Below are 529 nucleotides of genomic sequence, written 5' to 3' on the forward strand. Positions count from 1 at the left end.
GGTCATCCCGGGTAAAACTGACGCGCTGGGCAGAACGGTGACTGTGCAGAGTGCGGCGGAAGAAAATCTGCAACTGCATTCACCGGAAGCAACACCCAAGCCGAAGCAAACCTTATACCGGGCCAGCTATGACACGCCGGTAGAGTATGTGATGGAATTTATAGAGGAATAAGTATGGCAATATCCAACAACGGCAAGATGTGCCCGGCTGTCACATCAATCACCTGCACAATGGAAATAGGCGTCTTTCCCGCCGATGAAGATCCCTGTTATCTGGCGGAAAAAGCCGAATACGCCCTGCGTCTGCCGGCAATGATTATCACCAAACTGGGGGCTATTCGCTTTCTTAATCAAGTCATTATGAGTGGGTTGATTAAGGTTGAGGAGCTTAAGCATGACTTCCTGTGGCCCTATAAAGCGGAAGTGGTGTTTGCTATCCGCGGGAAGAAGGATGTTCCTCTGCCTATGCTGGCGACCAGTCAAGTCTCTAAGCAGCGTTATGGTGATAATTTACCGCAATCCAGTAATC

Annotated in this window: 1 pseudogene; it reads left to right on the plus strand. The window is 49.9% G+C overall.

What is annotated here, in order from left to right:
- Positions 1-174: 174 nt before the first annotated feature.
- A pseudogene (locus AAC155_RS24305) lies at positions 175-529 on the plus strand (VRR-NUC domain-containing protein); the annotation flags it as partial.

Source organism: Photorhabdus sp. HUG-39, assembly GCF_963878365.1.
In the GTDB taxonomy this organism is placed as follows: domain Bacteria; phylum Pseudomonadota; class Gammaproteobacteria; order Enterobacterales; family Enterobacteriaceae; genus Photorhabdus; species Photorhabdus kayaii.